Raw genomic sequence first — 14,590 nt, 5'->3', positions numbered from 1 at the left:
CATCAGGTTGCCGGGCTTGACGTCGCGGTGCACGATCCCGGCCTGGTGCGCGGTCTCCAGCGCGGACAACGCCTGCAGCGCGATCGACACGACCTGGTTCGGCGGCATCGGGCCGTGGGTGCTGATCAGCGTCGACAGCGTCGCCGCCTCGACCAGCTCCATGACGATGTACGTCGTGCCGTTCTCGTTGATCGCGTCGTACACCGTCACGACGGCGGGGTCGTTCAGCTTGCCCGCGGTGCGTGCCTCACGCAGAGCGCGCTCTTCGAGCACACGGCGTTCCTCGTGCGCGATGCCGTCGGGCAGGTGCAGTTCCTTGATCGCGACGAAGCGCCCGATGTGGCGGTCCTGGGCGCGCCACACGATGCCCATGCCGCCGCGGCCGAGCTCGGCCACCAGGGCGTACCTGCCCGCGATGACGCGCGGTTCGACTGCCTGACTGTGCATCACATCTCCTTGGGCGAACGTGCCACCCAACAACCTGGGAACCGGGGGCGTTGACGGTACTTGAGACCCGCCACCTGGAGGATCGGTTCCTAGACTTCCGGCGCTACAACCAGTTCGTGACCTGCGGCACGCAACGCCACCACGGCGCGGTCGAGGTCGGTCTGCTTCACGAGCAGATGGTCGGTGTCGTAAGTGGACAGCGCGAACAGCGAGACGCCGGCGGCGGCCAGCTCCCCCGCCAGGGCGGCCATGATGCCGGTGAGCGTGAACTCCAGCGGGCCGCGCACGGTGAGCAGCCGCCAGCCCTTCTCCGCGCTGTCACCGCCGAGGGGGAACGACGAGGGCGCGATGACCGACACCTCGTCCGGGGTCCTGGTCACCGACACGAGCACGCCGGTCAGGTCGAGCAGCCCCGCGGGGACTGCGGCGTCCGTCGCCAGGCGTGTGACCGTGTACTCGCCTGGTTGGACGTCCACGATGAGCCGCTTCATGCCGTCAGCCTTCAACGACGAGTGGGCTGGAGGCAACTTCCGTGCCGTCCGGGAGTGTCGAGACGACGAAGTCGGCGAACGCGTTCGGCGCCGCTTTCACCAGCTCGCGCAGGCACGCTATGGCGAGCTCGCGCAGTTCGACGTTGATGTGCTCGGTCGCGCGCATCGCGATGAAGTGCCGCCACGACCGGTAGTTGCCCGTCACGACGATCTCGGTTCCGGTGGCGTTGGGCAGCACGGACCGTGCGATCTGCCGCGCGCGCCGGCCGTTGACGGTCTTCTCCAGGCTGTGCACGAGGTCCTCGTACGCCTTGAGGCTCGCCTCGGTCGCGGCGACGAACCGCGCGTGCAGCTCCGGGTCCTCCGCGATCAGCGACGGCTCGACGACGTCGGTCGGGTCGGTGCGCTGGGAGAGCTGCGAGTACGAGAAGTGCCGGTGCCGGATCAGCTCGTGCGTGAGCGAGCGGGGCAGCTCGGTGAGGTAGAGCGACGCGCTGCCGTGCTCGAACGCGGCGAGGTGCCCGACGTCGAGCAGGTGGTGCAGGAACGTCGCGTTCGTGTTCGTCATGGGGTTGGAGCGGTCCCACGACTGGTAGCAGGCGCGGCCGGCGAACTCGACGAGCGCCGCGCCGCCGTCCGCGTCGGTCGACCACGGCACGTCGTCCGGCGGGATGAACTCGGTTTTCGCCACCAAGCGCACTCTCGGCATGGCTCCGACAGTAGTCCCGGCGTCAGTGGTGGTTGCACGATGTCGCAAGTGACGTCATAGTGGTGTCATGGATCTGTCGCCGTACATCGCGTCACTGCGCGAGGACCTGGCGACGGCCGCATCAGCGGGGGACGAGAACACCCGTCGAACGGCCGCCGCCTTGGCCGCAGCGCTCGAGCCAGCCGCGCGACTGGCGATCATGAACGCACTGTCCGACCTGGCCGCGGAGGTCACCGCCTCCCTGGACGGCCAGGTCGTGGACGTTCGCCTGTCCGGTCGTGACGTCCAGGTGGTCGTCACGGGATCGGCCGAACCGGAGCCGGAGCCCGCCCCGCGTCACGAGATGCCGCAGTTCGGCGCAGGTGACGCCACGGGTGACATCAGCCGCATCACGCTGCGCATGATCAACGAGCTCAAGTCGAAGGCCGAGGCCGCCGCGGCGGCGCAGGGCGTGTCGCTGAACTCGTTCATCCAGCAGGCCGTCGGGGGCGCGGTGCACGGCAAGCACAAGCATCAGCACAAGGGGTGGAGCGGAAACGCCGGCTCGGGCTCGCGCGTCCGCGGATGGGTGCAGGGGTGAGCGGGATGAGCGAACCGACAGGACCGGCCGAGCCGGCAGAGGGATCCGAGACCCCGCAGCCGGGCCTCGTGCGTCAGCAGAGCTTCGAGTTCGCGGGAGTCGCCGAGATCGACATCTCGCTGCTCAGCGGCCGGGTGCAGGTGCGGCTCACCGACGAGCCGGGCGTGCACGTCGAGGTGCGGCACGACCCGACCGCGGGCAACTCGTGGACCGAGGGCCTCTCCAGCGTGCTGAACTGGGTCAGCGGCCAGTTCGGAGCCGACAGGTCCGCACCCGCGGCCGCCGGTCCCGAGGACGCCGTGCGCGACGCCCGCGTCGAACTGCTGGGGAATCGCTTGCGCATCGAGTCGTCGAAGGCGCTGCCGTTGCGCGCGGTGCCGTTGTCCGTGGTGGTGTCGGCGCCCGTCGGGTCGCACGTGTCGTCACGGACCGGTGCGGCCGACGTCGTCGTGACGGGCGGCGCGGGCAGGCTCGACCTGAACACCGGCACCGGCAGCGTGTCCGCGGACAGGGCGACCGGCGAGGCGAAGGTGAACTCGGGCGCGGGCACGGTCCGGCTCGGCACGATGCTGGGCGCGCTGAAGGCCAAGACGGGCAGCGGTGACGTCGAGGTGTCGTCGATCGGCGGCACGAGCACGCTGATCACCGGGACCGGCGACGTGTGGCTGGGCGCCGTGCAGGGCAACGTCCAGGTGCGCACCGGCAGCGGTGACCTGACCGTGGCCGACGCGGCCTCCGGCGAGATCCAGCTGGGCACGGGGTCGGGGCACATCCGCGTCGGCATCCGCCAGGGCACGCTCGCGCGCATCGACCTGGTGTCCACGTCCGGCAACGCCCGCAGCGACTTCGACGTCTCGGCCGAACCGCTGGGCGACGCCCCGCTGACGGTCACGGGCCGCACGGGCAGCGGCAACGCACTGGTGACCGCCGCCACGAGCTGACCGGGGGGTCGGGAAGAGGCCCGGACGGCGTCCCTACGGCTCCTGGAACGGCTTGGAGCCGCCGGGGACGTCGTCCGGGAAGATCGGGCACCGGATCTCGGCGGTCAGGAACTTCCTGATGAAGCTCGAGAACGTCCCGTCGTAGGACCAGCGCTGCCGCAGGTCCGTGATCACCACGGTCCACTCGTCCGGCTCACCGCGCGTGTTCCAGAGGCAGTGGTCGTTGTTCACGGTGACGCCCCACGGCAGCAGCCCTGGTGAGTCGGGGTGCACGCGCAGACCCGGTTGCCTGCGCAGGGCGCGGAGGATCTTGGGCGCCTGCGACATCCAGTTCATGAAGCCCGCCCGCGCGGTGGGGTGCAGGATCCTGACGTACCCGCCGACGATCAGCGGCGGGTAGGCCTCGGCGAGGTGCACGTAGTCGGTCGGGAGCGCCGTGCCGGCACGTGCCCTGACCGCGTCCCAGTCGACCGGGTCGGGACGCCTTTCCGGCGCTCCCAGCAGGTCGATCCACTCGTCGGGCGGCACCGCTCACCTCCGTGACCCTCAAGCATCGCCTGTGGCACTCGGAACCCGGTTGTACCGCAGTCCAGCGATGACAAGTGAGACAACGGCGTCGAACTCGTCCTGGATGCGGGGATTCCCCCACTCCTGGGCGTGAGCCGGGTGGTGGAACACCTGCGTCGCGTCCCACACCGCCTGCGCCGTCCTGCCGACGTCGTCCGTCGCGAACTCCCGGGTTTCCACTCCCGCCGAGATGATGCTTGTGAGCTGCCCCACCAGGTGTTCGAGGTGGTACTCGACGATGCCGCTGCTGCTCTCGCTGACCAGGGTCTTGAACGTGGTGAACAGCTCCACGTCCTCGGAGTGCGAGAGCCGCTTCTTGTCGAAGAGCTTCCGCAACCAGGTCCTGAGCATCTCGGAGGCGGTGAGGCCCTCGTCGAACGCGGGCGTCATCTCCTCGTGGATCGCGGCGAGCCAGCGCCTGGTCACGGCCTCCCGGAGCGCGGCCTTGGTCGCGAAGTGGCGGTAGACGCTGCCGTGGCTGACCCCGAGCGCCTTGGCGACGTCGACCACCGTCGCCTTGGCAGGCCCGTACCTGCGCAGCACCTCTTCGGTCGCCGCGAGGATCGCCTCCGCGGTCAACGCCTCCGCCACTGCACTCACCTCTCGCTGTCCAGCATCGCCATCTGCTCGGCCGCGTAGCGCGTGCCCGCAGCGGCTCCCAAGGGAACAACGGCCTCGATCTCGGCCAGTTCCCGCTCGGTGAACGTCACGTCGACGGCACCGATCGCCTCCTCAAGCCTCGCACGCTTGGTCGTGCCGACCAGAGGCACCACGTCCTCGCCGCGCGACGCGACCCACGCGATCGCGAGCTGCGCGACCGTGACGCCCTTGTCGCCGGCGATCTCGTCGAGCTTCTCGACGAGCGCCTGGTTGCGGGTCAGGTTGTCGCCCTGGAACCGGGGCGCGAGGCCGCGCCAGTCGCTCGCGCCGAGGGTGAGCGGCTTCGACGAGATCAGGCCGCGCGACAGCACGCCGTACGCGGTGATGCTGATGCCGAGCTCACGGGTGGTCTGCAGGATCTCCCGCTCGACGCCGCGCTCGAGCAGGCCGTACTCGATCTGCAGGTCCGCGATCGGGTGGACGGCGTGGGCCCGGCGGATGGTCTCGGCGCCGACCTCGCTCAGGCCGATGTGCCGGACGCGTCCCTTCTCGACCTGCTCGGCGATGGCGCCGATGGTGTCCTCGATCGGCACGCTCGGGTCGAGCCGTGCGGGCCGGTAGACGTCGACGTGGTCGGTGCCGAGCCTCTGCAGCGAGTAGGCGAGGAAGTTGGCCACCGCCGCCGGCCGCGTGTCGAACCCGATGAACGCGCCGTCGGCGTCGCGCATGCCGCCGAACTTGACGCTGAGCTGCACCTCGTCGCGACGGCCCTTGATGGCCTCCGCGATGAGCAGCTCGTTGTGGCCCTGGCCGTAGAAGTCGCCGGTGTCGAGCAACGTCACGCCCGCGTCGACCGCGGCGTGGATGGTGGCGATGCTCTCGTCCCGGTCGGCCGGGCCGTAGGCGTTGGACATGCCCATGCAGCCCAGGCCGATGGCGGACACGACCGGACCGGTGGCGCCGAGCTGACGCTTCTGCATTTCGAACCCCTTCGTCGTCTTCACTGCGTTCCACCCTGCCCGATGGACTGACAGATTTCAATATCTGTCAGTCCATTAATTGTCAGCACAATTGACAAAATAGTTTTGAACGTTCAAAGTGTTTTTTGCGATGAGAGACGTGATCTACCTGGACCGGATGGAGCAGGCCGAGACCCTGCTCAAGCCGCAGCGCGTGGAAGTGCTGCGGCAGCTCGCCGCGCCGCGGTCGTGCACCGAGGTCGCCGAGGTGCTCGACCAAACGCCGCAACGCGTGCACTACCACGTGAAACAGCTGGTCAAGGCCGGTCTGGTCACCCAGGTCGCCGAGCGCAGGGTGCGCGGCGTCCAGGAGGGCCTCTACCAGGCCGCGGCGCGGTCGTACTGGCTGTCACCGCGGCTCGTCGGCCGGATCGGGTCGCGCGACGAGCTGGCGCTGGGCCACCTCGTCGACCTCGCCGAGCAGGTGCAGGCCGACGTGGCGGCCCTGGACCGGTCGAGCGAGCTGCCGTCCGTCGGCGTGTCCGGCGAGATCCGGGTGCGCCCGGAGGACCGCGCGGAGTTCCTGGCCGAGCTGCAGAACACGCTGCAGGACCTTTTCACCAGATATGGCGGCGCGGAAGGGGATGCGTTCCGCATCGCGCTCGCCTGCTACCCCAAGGGAGAAGACCGATGAGCACAGGCACCGTCCGCGTTCGCACGTACGCCACGCCCGCCCGCGTCCGCCAGGCGCTCACCACCACCGACGACCTGCGCGTGTGGCTGGCCGAGCACGCCCACGTCGACCTGGAGGGCGGGGAGTACGAGTTCTGGGGGCGCTACACACCGGACGGCGAACGCGGCCGGCAGAAGCTGCTGGGCTTCGACGACACCTCGCTGCGCTTCTCGTGGCTCCTGCACGGCACCGAGTACACGGTCGAGTTCGGCGTGGAGCAGCGTGACGGCGAGACGCTGGTCGCGGTGACGCAGTCCCCGTACCCGGCCTGGGGCACCGGCGAGGACAGGGACGAGGTCCTCCAGACGTTCTGGCCGCTGGCGCTGGGCAACCTGGTCGAGCTCGTCGAGGGCCGCCCCGTGCTGGGGTTCTGCGACTTCACCTCACCCGAGCAGCGGTTCGAGTTCGACGTGGCGGCGTCCCCGGCGGCCATCATCGACGCGCTGACCGATCCCGACGTGTTCGCGCGGTGGTTCGGCGCCCGCATGGAGATCGAGCCGCACGTCGGCGGCCGGTGGACGATGGGCAGCCTCGAGGAGGACCCGCACCCCGCGAAGATCATCGCGCTGGACGAGCGGAACCTCGCGCTGGAGTTCCCCGGCGGAATGGTGACGTCCTGGGAGCTGAAGGGCTCGGAGGGCAGGACGCGGCTGACGTTCGTGCAGAGCGGCTTCGACCGGGCGAACCCGCCCTACGGGCCGTGGATGGGCTGGCTCAGCGGGTTCGCGGACCTGCGCCGGATGCTGGAGCTGCCGGACTGGCGGCCGATGTGGCACTCGTTCGACATCCCCGGCCTGCCCGACGGAGTCCTCGTCCTCGAATGATCGGGCTCAGCCTCGCCGCGGTCGTCTAGAACCACGCCATGACGACCGCCGGCGAGGCCGCGAGGAAGCTGAACCTCGCGAAGCGCCCCACCATGCCGGTGGCGACGAACATCGCCGTGGACATGCCCGCGAGCCCCGCGAGCACGCTCGTCGCCATGAACGGCGGCACACCGACCAGCGCGCTCACGCCGTGCGTGCCCGCCATCCAGTTCGGGTGCGCCCGGCACTTCACGTGGATCCAGTCGCCCCAGCGGTACAGGCGCGTACCGGGCCCGAACCAGCGCCGGAACCTCGAAGGCTTGTCGCTCGGCTTGCGGCGCAGGAACCGCGGCAGGTGGATGTCGCCGCGCGCCGCGTAGAAGTAGAGGAGCTTGCCCAGCACCTGGCCGACGGCCACGGCGAGGCCGATCATCCAGAACGAGACGTCCGGCCAGCGCACGCACAGTCCCAGGACGAACATCTCGATGCTGATCAGGGGAATGACGGCCGAGCCGAGCGCGACCCCGAAGGTGAGGCCAACCAGGGCTAGCACCCGGCCGAGGTTACACAGATCTCAGTCGCCGAGACGGACCTCGAGCGGACCGGCCATCCGGACTTCGCGCAACGGACGCCCTGCTGCGTCCAAAGTGCGCACCGTGCCATCACCCGTCCAGCCCAGTCGTTCGTAGAAGTTCCGCGACGCCTTGTCGGCTTCCGGCACCCAGGCGATGCCCTTGGACGCCCCCGTCTCGCCGAGCTTCCTCGCCGCTTCGGCGACGAGCCGCGTGCCGTGCCCGCGGCGGCCCCAGCGCGGCTCGACGAGGACGCTGAGCAGTGCGGTGGTGTCCGCGTCCTCCGGCAGTGACCCGTCCGCCTTGGCCACCTCGTCGTCCGGCGCCTTGCTCGCCACGACGAACCCGACCGTCCACTCCCCCTCGGTCGCCGCGAGAACGGCTCCCTGCCCGACGGCGAGCGCCCACGCCTCGTCGGTGTCGAGCGCGTCCAGCACTTCCGGAGGGAGCAGCTCGGCGTAGGCGAGCCGCCACGTCTCCCGGTGGATGCGGACGATGTCCGCGAGATCAGCAGCGGTGGCGAGGTGCACGCCGGCGTCGGCCATGAGCGCACCTTAGCGACGCCGCGTCGCGGAATTGTCAGGGGTGCGTGGCAGCATCGACGCCGTGCAGAGGATGAGCGCGGACGTGGCCCGCCGAACCGCCCTGGGAGCGCAGGGCTTCACCGACCCGAGGCCCGCGGCGGCCACCCGCAGACACCTGCAACGCGTGCTGTCCCGCGTGCAGCTGCTGCAGATCGACTCGGTGAACGTGGCCGTGCGCGCGCACTACATGCCGCTGTTCTCCCGCCTGGGCGCCTACGACCCGGCGCTGCTGGACGACGCCGCGTGGACGCACTCGTCGCGCAAGCCCCGCATGCTCGTGGAGACCTGGGCGCACGAGGCGTCGCTGGTGCCGGTCCTCGACTGGCCGCTGTTCCACTCGGGCGCGAAGAAGCGCGGCTGGTGGCAGAACTACCAGACGATCCTCGACCGCTCGCCCCAGCTCGTCGACGACGTCCTGGCGGCGGTGAAGGAGCTCGGCCCGATCGGCGCGGGCGCCCTGGAGAAGGCCCTGACGGGCGACTCGGGCCGGTCGAAGGGCCCGTGGTGGGACTGGTCGGAGGTCAAGCGGATCTGCGAGGTCCTGTTCGGCGTCGGCATCCTCACCACCGGCACCCGCCGTTCGTTCGAGCGCCTCTACGACCTGACCGAACGCGTCATCCCCGCCGACGTGCTGGCCCAGAAGTGGACGCCCGAGGAGGGCGCCCGCGAACTGGTGCTGCGCTCCGCGGTGGCGCTGGGCGTGGCGACCGAACCCGACCTGCGCGACTACTACCGCCTCGACCCGCGCCTCTCCCAGGCCGCCGTGGCGTCGTTAGCAGAGGAGGGCGTGCTGGAACCGGTGGCGGTCGACGGCTGGCGCGGCGCGGCCTACCGGCACGTGGAGGCGTCAGCACCCCGCCGGGTGCTCGGCCGGGCGCTGCTGTGCCCGTTCGACCCGCTGATCTGGGAACGGGCGCGGACCGAGCGCATCTTCGGCTTCCGGTACCGCATCGAGATCTACGTGCCGGAGCCCCGCCGGGTGCACGGCTACTACGTGTTCCCGTTCCTGCTGGACGGCGAGCTCGTGGCCCGTGTGGACATCAAGGCCGACCGCGCGGCCGGGGTGCTGCGCGTGCAGTCGGCCTGGGCCGAGGAGGGCGTGGACCGGGGCCGAGTCGCGGCGGAGCTGGCCGGGGAGCTGCGGCACATGGCCGAGTGGCTGCGGCTGGAGGACGTGCTCGTGGTGCAGAAGGGCGATCTGGCGGCGGACCTGGCCGTCGCCGCCCAAGCCTGACAGCGGACGTGCTGACGCAGGGGTACCCCCGATTCGGGAACCCCTGCGTTTCACCGTACTCAGCACCCCCGACAAGATCAGGAGTGCAGCTCGATGGCCTTCTTCATCGTCTCGCGCGCCCGCCCGCGGTCACCCGCGATGTCGTAGGCGTACGCGAGCCGGAACCAGGCCCGCCAGTCCTCCGGCGCCGCCTCGACCTCGGTCCGCCGCTCCTCGAACCACGAGTCCGCCGCCTCCCGGTCCACCCGGCCGGAAGGACGGCGCGGCAGGTGCGAGGTGTCCGGCAGCAACCCGTCCGCGTCGAGCTCGCGGGCCATCTTCTCGGTCTCCCACCCGAACCGCAGGTTCGAGTACACGAGCCAGACGCCGAGCAGCGGCAGGATCAGCACGCCGACGCCGAGCAGCACGCCGACGAGCTCACCGGTCCGCAGGAGCGCCACCGCGCGTCCTGCGAGCAGGACGAAGTAGACCGCGAGGGCCGCGATCAGGAGCCCTACGGTGAGCCGGACCTTCACAGGTCCAGGTACTTGTCGAGACCGACCGCGAGCCCGGGACGACCGACGATCTCCCGCACGCCCAGCACGACACCGGGCATGAAGGAGGTGCGGTGCAACGAGTCCTGGCGCAGGGTCAGGGTCTCGCTCTCCCCGCCGAACACGACCTCCTGGTGCGCGATCATCCCGGAGATCCGCAGCGAGTGGACCCGCACGCCGTCGACGACGGCGCCGCGAGCACCCGGCTCCTCCTGCGTGGTCGCGTCGGGCATCGGGTCCATGCCCTCACGCGCGGCGGCGATCAGGCGGGCCGTGTGCGCCGCGGTCCCGGAGGGGGCGTCGGCCTTGCGCGGGTGGTGCAGCTCGATGATCTCGGCCGACTCGTAGTAGCGGGCCGCGATCTCCGAGAAACGCATCAGCAGCACGGCGCCGATGCCGAAGTTCGGCGCCACCAGCACACCGACGGAGGGCTTGTCCGCCAGCAGCGCCTCGACCGCGGCGAGCTTCTCCGCGTCGAAGCCGGAAGTGCCGACCACGCAGTGGATTCCGGCGCCGACGCAGAACGCCAGGTTGTCCATCACCACGTCGGGGTGCGTGAAGTCGACGACGACCTGCGCGCCCGCGTCCACGAGCGCCTGCAACGGGTCGTCGGCGTCGATCGCCGCCACGACCTCCATGTCCTTCGCGGCCTCGACCGCGCGGACCACCTCGGAACCCATGCGGCCCCGCGCGCCGAGAACTCCGACGCGAATCATGCAATCACCTCGTGTACCTGGTCCGGCAGATCGTCGGCGTGATCGTAAGGGCCGACCACCGCCGCGGCGACGGGACGGCGCAGCAGATCACGTGCGAGCAGCGCCACTTCGTCGGCGGAGACGGCGTCGATGCGCGCCAGCGTCGCTTCCACGCTCAGGTGGTCGCCGTAGTTCAGCTCGGACTTGCCGATGCGCGACATGCGCGAGCTCGTGTCCTCCAGGCCCAGCACCAGGGCACCGCGCAGCTGTCCCTTGCCGCGCGTCACCTCGGCGTCGGACAACCCGCCCCTGGCGACGTCCACGAGCACCTCGCGGATCACGCCGGCGGTCTCGCCCAGCCGGTCGGGCTGGCAGCCCGCGTAGACGGAGAACGTGCCGGTGTCCGCGTAGAGCCCGACGGACGAGTACACCTGGTAGGCCAGGCCCCGCCGTTCGCGCACTTCCTGGAACAGCCGGGAGCTCATGCCGCCGCCGATGGCCGCGTTCAGCACGTTCAGCGCGAACCGGCGCTCGTCGTGGCGGTCGAGGCCCTTCATGCCGAGCATCAGGTGCGCCTGCTCGGTGTCGTCGGTGTGCAGCACCAGCTTGCGGGCGTCGGCGATGCGCGCACGTCCCGCTCGTGGGGCCACCGCGCTGCCCTCCCGCGACAGCCGGTCACCGATCGCCTTGCGCACCAGGCGCATCACGTTCGTGTGCTCGATGTTGCCCGCGACGGCGAACACCATGCGCGGCAACGTGTAGCGCTTCTTGTAGAACGAGTAGAGCGCGTCGCGTTCCATGTCCTGAATGGACTTCTCGGTGCCGAGAACAGGACGTCCCAACGCGTGCCCGCCGAACAACGCCTCGATGAACGCGTCGTGCAGCAGGTCCTCGGGGTCGTCGTCGCGCATCGCGATCTCCTCGAGCACGACGCCGCGTTCGGTCTCGAAGTCGCGCGGACCGCAGATCGCCTCGAACACCACGTCCGCGACCAGGTCCACCGCCAACGGCAGGTCCTCGTCGAGGACGTGCGCGTAGTAGCAGGTGTGCTCCTTGGCCGTGAACGCGTTCAGCTCGCCGCCGACCGCGTCGATCTCCTCCGCGATGGCCGCCGCAGAACGCCGCGCGGTCCCCTTGAACAGCAGGTGTTCCAGGTAGTGCGCGGCACCCGCGACCTCTGGCCGCTCGTCGCGGGACCCGACCTGTACCCACAGCCCGACCGAGGCGGACCGCACGCCCGGGATGCGCTCGGTGATGACCCGCAGGCCCGAGGGCAGCATGCTGCGCCGCACCTCGGACCCGGCGGACGTCTCGAGCACCTGTGTGCTGCCCGGCCGCTGGAGGTGCCCCACCCGTGGAGTACGCGGACGGCCGCGGGTGGATGCACCCGCGGCCGTCACGTTGTCGTCTGTCGGACTCACTGCGCGGGAGCCGCCTCGGCAGCAGCTTCCTCGGCAGCGGGAGCCTCCGGGGCGTCAGCCGGCTTGGCGGCGTCGTCCTCGTTCACGACGACCAGGCTGATCTTGCCGCGCTGGTCGATGTCGGCGATCTCGACGCGGAGCTTGTCGCCGACCTTGACGACGTCCTCCACCTTCGCGATGCGCTTGCCGTTGCCCAGCTTCGAGATGTGGACGAGGCCGTCCTTGCCGGGCAGCAGCGAGACGAACGCGCCGAACGCGGCCGTCTTCACCACGGTGCCCAGGAAGCGCTCGCCGACCTTCGGCAGCTGCGGGTTCGCGATCGCGTTGATCATGTCGATCGCGGCCTCGGCCGAGGGGCCGTCCGCCGCACCGACGTAGATCGTGCCGTCGTCCTCGATGGAGATGTCGGCACCGGTCTGCTCGGTGATCGAGTTGATCATCTTGCCCTTCGGGCCGATGACCTCGCCGATCTTGTCGGTCGGGATCTTGACCGACGTCACGCGCGGAGCGAAGGCGCTCATCTCGTCCGGGTCGGAGATGGCCTCGGCCATGACCTCCAGGATGGTGTAGCGCGCGTCGCGGGCCTGGCCCAGCGCCGCCGCCAGCACCTCGGACGGGATGCCGTCGAGCTTCGTGTCGAGCTGCAGCGCCGTCACGAACTCCTTGGTGCCCGCGACCTTGAAGTCCATGTCGCCGAACGCGTCCTCGGCACCGAGGATGTCGGTCAGCGCCACGTAGCGGGTCTCACCGTCGACCTCGTCGGAGACGAGACCCATCGCGATGCCGGAGACCGGCGCCTTCAGCGGGACACCCGCGTTGAGCAGCGACAGGGTCGACGCGCAGACCGAGCCCATGGACGTCGAGCCGTTGGAGCTCAGCGCCTCGGACACCTGGCGGATCGCGTAGGGGAACTCCTCGCGCTTGGGCAGCACGGGCATGATCGCCCGCTCGGCCAGCGCGCCGTGGCCGATCTCGCGGCGCTTCGGCGACCCCACGCGGCCGGTCTCACCGGTCGAGTAGGGCGGGAAGTTGTAGTGGTGCAGGTAGCGCTTGTGCGTCTCCGGGGCGAGCGAGTCGATCTGCTGCTCCATGCGCAGCATGTTCAGCGTGGTGACACCCAGGATCTGGGTCTCGCCGCGCTCGAACAGCGCCGAACCGTGCGTCCTCGGGATCACGGCCACCTCGGCACCGAGGTCACGGATGTCCGTGAGGCCACGGCCGTCGATGCGGACGTTGTCGCGCAGGATGCGCTGGCGCACGAGCTTCTTGGTCAGCGAGCGGAACGCGGCGCCGACCTCCTTCTCGCGACCCTCGAACTGCTCGGCCAGCTTCTCCAGCGTGGCGGCCTTGACCTCGTCGAGCTTGGACTCGCGCTCGGCCTTGCCCGCGATCGTCAGCGCCTGGGCCAGCTCGGCTGAAGCGGACTGCTCGACGGCCTCGAACGCGTCGGCCTGGTAGGCCGGGTACGTCGGGTACTCGCCGGTGGCCTTCGCGGCGACCTGGGCGAGCTGCGCCTGGGCCTCGCAGAGGACCTTGATGAACGGCTTGGCGGCCTCGAGGCCCGCGGCCACGACCTCCTCGGTCGGGGCGGTGGCACCCTCGGCGATCATGTCGATCACGTTGTCGGTGGCCTCGGCCTCGACCATCATGATCGCGACGTCGCCGGAGTCGACCACGCGGCCCGCGACGACCATGTCGAACACGGCCTTCTCGAGCTGCTCGTAGGTCGGGAACGCCACCCACTGGCCCTCGATCAGAGCGACGCGGACGCCACCGATCGGGCCGGAGAACGGCAGGCCGGCGAGCTGCGTCGACGCGGACGCGGCGTTGATCGCCACGACGTCGTACAGGTCGGCCGGGTTCAGGCTCATGACCGTGATGACGACCTGGATCTCGTTGCGCAGACCGTCCACGAAGGACGGGCGCAGCGGACGGTCGATCAGGCGGCAGGTGAGGATGGCGTCCGTGCTCGGACGGCCCTCGCGCCGGAAGAAGGAGCCGGGGATGCGGCCCGCGGCGTACATGCGCTCCTCGACGTCCACCGTGAGGGGGAAGAAGTCGAAGTGCTCCTTGGGATGCTTCGACGCCGTCGTGGCGGAGAGCAGCATCGTGTCGTCGTCCAGGTACGCCACCACGCTGCCGGCGGCCTGGCGCGCGAGGCGCCCGGTCTCGAAGCGGATGGAGCGCGAGCCGAACTTGCCGTTGTCGATTACGGCAGTCGCCTCGTGGACTTCAGTGTCCGTCATTTACTTGTTACTCCTCGTCTTTTGGACACCGCTCACGCGTTTTTGACGAGGCCGGTCTTCGATCGAAGTCACCTGGGGCGTTTCCACCAGGAGACCACTACCGAGGACCGGCGCGATGACTGCGTCGCGCGATGCGGGTCCTGTTTTGTCCTGTTCGCAACCAGGGGTCTGTATACACCCGGTTGTACGCCGAGGGGGAGTGACCGGCCGGTCACTCCCCCTCGGCAAGTGTCACCTGCGCAGACCGAGGCGCTGGATCAGCGCGCGGTAGCGGTTGATGTCCACCTTGGTCAGGTAGTTCAGCAGACGGCGGCGACGGCCGACCATCAGCAGGAGACCACGGCGGGAGTGGTGGTCGTGCTTGTGCTGCTTCAGGTGCTCCGTGAGGTCAGCGATGCGCTTGCTCAGCAGGGCCACCTGCGCCTCGGTCGAGCCGGTGTCCGAGTCGTGCAGACCGTACTCACCGAGGATGGAC

The 14,590-nt window shown here is 70.0% G+C and carries 18 protein-coding genes; 5 read left to right on the top strand and 13 right to left on the bottom strand.

The window, feature by feature from the left end; all coding sequences use genetic code 11:
• From VM306_RS30785 to thyX, 3 genes are all read right to left on the bottom strand, one after another.
• Positions 1 to 447, bottom strand: a 447-nt coding sequence (locus VM306_RS30785) for a serine/threonine-protein kinase (protein WP_325521261.1), incomplete at its 3' end; no start/stop codon positions are given.
• Positions 448 to 536: 89 nt separating this feature from the next.
• Positions 537 to 938 (bottom strand): ACT domain-containing protein, encoded by a 402-nt coding sequence (locus VM306_RS30780; protein WP_325521260.1) that lies wholly within the window; start codon positions 936 to 938, stop codon positions 537 to 539.
• A 4-nt stretch (positions 939 to 942) separates the two neighbouring features.
• Positions 943 to 1,647 carry an FAD-dependent thymidylate synthase gene (gene thyX / locus VM306_RS30775; RefSeq protein ID WP_325521259.1) on the bottom strand — a complete coding sequence of 235 codons (705 nt, stop codon included), beginning with the start codon at positions 1,645 to 1,647 and terminating at the stop codon, positions 943 to 945.
• A 67-nt stretch (positions 1,648 to 1,714) separates the two neighbouring features.
• Here thyX and VM306_RS30770 point away from each other — a divergent pair, with 67 nt between their 5' ends.
• Positions 1,715 to 2,227 carry a toxin-antitoxin system HicB family antitoxin gene (locus tag VM306_RS30770; protein WP_325521258.1) on the top strand — a complete coding sequence of 171 codons (513 nt, stop codon included), beginning with the start codon at positions 1,715 to 1,717 and terminating at the stop codon, positions 2,225 to 2,227.
• Positions 2,228 to 2,232: 5 nt separating this feature from the next.
• The gene (locus tag VM306_RS30765; RefSeq protein WP_325521257.1) at positions 2,233 to 3,168 is read left to right on the top strand and encodes a DUF4097 family beta strand repeat-containing protein; all 936 of its coding nucleotides are present in this window, start codon (positions 2,233 to 2,235) and stop codon (positions 3,166 to 3,168) included.
• A 33-nt stretch (positions 3,169 to 3,201) separates the two neighbouring features.
• Here the strand turns inward: VM306_RS30765 and VM306_RS30760 are convergent, their stop codons facing one another.
• The 3 genes from VM306_RS30760 to VM306_RS30750 are packed head-to-tail and all read right to left on the bottom strand — an operon-like array spanning position 3,202 to position 5,315.
• Positions 3,202 to 3,696: a hypothetical protein gene (locus VM306_RS30760; protein WP_325521256.1), complete on the bottom strand. Its 495-nt coding sequence runs from the start codon at positions 3,694 to 3,696 to the stop codon at positions 3,202 to 3,204.
• 18 nt (positions 3,697 to 3,714) lie between these two features.
• Positions 3,715 to 4,326, bottom strand: a complete 612-nt coding sequence (locus VM306_RS30755) for a TetR family transcriptional regulator (RefSeq protein ID WP_325521255.1) — start codon at positions 4,324 to 4,326, stop codon at positions 3,715 to 3,717.
• A gap of 5 nt (positions 4,327 to 4,331) precedes the next feature.
• Positions 4,332 to 5,315 (bottom strand): aldo/keto reductase, encoded by a 984-nt coding sequence (locus VM306_RS30750; protein ID WP_325521254.1) that lies wholly within the window; start codon positions 5,313 to 5,315, stop codon positions 4,332 to 4,334.
• 130 nt (positions 5,316 to 5,445) lie between these two features.
• Here VM306_RS30750 and VM306_RS30745 point away from each other — a divergent pair, with 130 nt between their 5' ends.
• Together VM306_RS30745 and VM306_RS30740 are read left to right on the top strand one after the other, a co-directional pair.
• Positions 5,446 to 5,988 carry a helix-turn-helix domain-containing protein gene (locus tag VM306_RS30745; protein ID WP_325521253.1) on the top strand — a complete coding sequence of 181 codons (543 nt, stop codon included), beginning with the start codon at positions 5,446 to 5,448 and terminating at the stop codon, positions 5,986 to 5,988.
• The gene (locus tag VM306_RS30740; RefSeq protein WP_325521252.1) at positions 5,985 to 6,851 is read left to right on the top strand and encodes an SRPBCC family protein; all 867 of its coding nucleotides are present in this window, start codon (positions 5,985 to 5,987) and stop codon (positions 6,849 to 6,851) included. The genes VM306_RS30745 and VM306_RS30740 overlap by 4 nt, the downstream gene beginning before the upstream one ends.
• Positions 6,852 to 6,876: 25 nt before the next feature.
• Here the strand turns inward: VM306_RS30740 and VM306_RS30735 are convergent, their stop codons facing one another.
• Positions 6,877 to 7,374 (bottom strand): hypothetical protein, encoded by a 498-nt coding sequence (locus VM306_RS30735; RefSeq protein ID WP_325521264.1) that lies wholly within the window; start codon positions 7,372 to 7,374, stop codon positions 6,877 to 6,879.
• A 30-nt stretch (positions 7,375 to 7,404) separates the two neighbouring features.
• Positions 7,405 to 7,947 carry a GNAT family N-acetyltransferase gene (locus tag VM306_RS30730; RefSeq protein ID WP_325521251.1) on the bottom strand — a complete coding sequence of 181 codons (543 nt, stop codon included), beginning with the start codon at positions 7,945 to 7,947 and terminating at the stop codon, positions 7,405 to 7,407.
• A gap of 70 nt (positions 7,948 to 8,017) precedes the next feature.
• Here VM306_RS30730 and VM306_RS30725 point away from each other — a divergent pair, with 70 nt between their 5' ends.
• Positions 8,018 to 9,220 (top strand): winged helix-turn-helix domain-containing protein, encoded by a 1,203-nt coding sequence (locus VM306_RS30725; RefSeq protein ID WP_325521263.1) that lies wholly within the window; start codon positions 8,018 to 8,020, stop codon positions 9,218 to 9,220.
• 77 nt (positions 9,221 to 9,297) lie between these two features.
• Here the strand turns inward: VM306_RS30725 and VM306_RS30720 are convergent, their stop codons facing one another.
• The 5 genes from VM306_RS30720 to rpsO form a co-directional block, all read right to left on the bottom strand.
• Complete coding sequence (locus VM306_RS30720) at positions 9,298 to 9,735, bottom strand: tetratricopeptide repeat protein (RefSeq protein ID WP_325521250.1); 438 nt, start codon at positions 9,733 to 9,735, stop codon at positions 9,298 to 9,300.
• Positions 9,732 to 10,469, bottom strand: a complete 738-nt coding sequence (gene dapB, locus VM306_RS30715) for a 4-hydroxy-tetrahydrodipicolinate reductase (RefSeq protein WP_325521249.1) — start codon at positions 10,467 to 10,469, stop codon at positions 9,732 to 9,734. The genes VM306_RS30720 and dapB overlap by 4 nt, the downstream gene beginning before the upstream one ends.
• Positions 10,466 to 11,767: a pitrilysin family protein gene (locus VM306_RS30710; protein WP_325521248.1), complete on the bottom strand. Its 1,302-nt coding sequence runs from the start codon at positions 11,765 to 11,767 to the stop codon at positions 10,466 to 10,468. Before VM306_RS30710 ends, dapB begins: the two co-directional genes overlap by 4 nt.
• A gap of 98 nt (positions 11,768 to 11,865) precedes the next feature.
• Positions 11,866 to 14,115, bottom strand: a complete 2,250-nt coding sequence (locus VM306_RS30705) for a polyribonucleotide nucleotidyltransferase (protein WP_325521247.1) — start codon at positions 14,113 to 14,115, stop codon at positions 11,866 to 11,868.
• 231 nt (positions 14,116 to 14,346) lie between these two features.
• Complete coding sequence (gene rpsO, locus VM306_RS30700; protein ID WP_325521262.1) at positions 14,347 to 14,586, bottom strand: 30S ribosomal protein S15; 240 nt, start codon at positions 14,584 to 14,586, stop codon at positions 14,347 to 14,349.
• Positions 14,587 to 14,590: the final 4 nt, after the last annotated feature.

It is taken from the genome of Lentzea sp., from assembly GCF_035525475.1.
Taxonomy (GTDB): Bacteria; Actinomycetota; Actinomycetes; order Mycobacteriales; family Pseudonocardiaceae; genus Lentzea.
This window is presented reverse-complemented; position numbering and strand designations above follow the sequence as displayed.